This is a genomic window from Vibrio sp. YT-19(2023) (assembly GCF_033337395.1).
In genome coordinates this window covers 1-662 of record NZ_JAWOQN010000587.1, presented here as the reverse complement: position 1 = coordinate 662, position 662 = coordinate 1, and the positions used below count along the sequence as shown (strand labels likewise).

Annotated in this window: 1 protein-coding gene; it reads left to right on the top strand. The window is 41.7% G+C overall.

The features are described from left to right. A partial coding sequence (locus R7E78_RS27305; RefSeq protein WP_318058775.1) for a cold-shock protein occupies positions 1–217 on the top strand: 217 nt, incomplete at its 5' end. Positions 218–662: the final 445 nt, after the last annotated feature.

The following is a 662-nucleotide window of genomic DNA, read 5'->3' as shown; positions in this document are numbered from 1 at the left end:
GTCTAACTCAAATAAAGCAACTGGTTCAGTTAAATGGTTCAACGAATCGAAAGGTTTTGGTTTTCTTTCTCAAAGTGATGGTGGTGACGATGTTTTTGTTCACTTTAATGCCATTGTATCTGATGGATTTAAAACTTTGATTGAAGGTCAACAGGTTACATTTAATGTTGAGAGAGGCCAGAAAGGCCTACAAGCGGCTAATGTTTGCCTTGCTTAAAAACGAATCTAAAAAAAGCCCTAGCTATTAGCTAGGGCTTTTTTTTAGTTCAAATAATTGCTCTTTCGAAGATGATCGATATTGAGATCAAATGCTTTTAGCATTAGTCTCTTTCTCCAGATGTGAAAAAACCGACCCAGCAAGGTCGGTTTTTTGGGAATACTTACTGGTTTGACGGCCTGTGTAAGTCCTTTCATGATAGCCCATATCATTTAAGCACTTCAAGTATTCCTGCACTCTGTTTGGACTCAAGATGTTTTGGACAGAGCGATGCGCATCAGCCACCGACCAAGGGAAGTTCCAAAGGTGGCAGGTAAAGGCACTAATCAGAACTTGCGAAAGCACGATAAAACCGCCCTGTTGTAGCTGCTAGACGGGGACAAGCGGAAAAGGAATAACTGATTAGTGTTGTGTGACTCGGACGGGGGGCGAAAGCCTTTACACA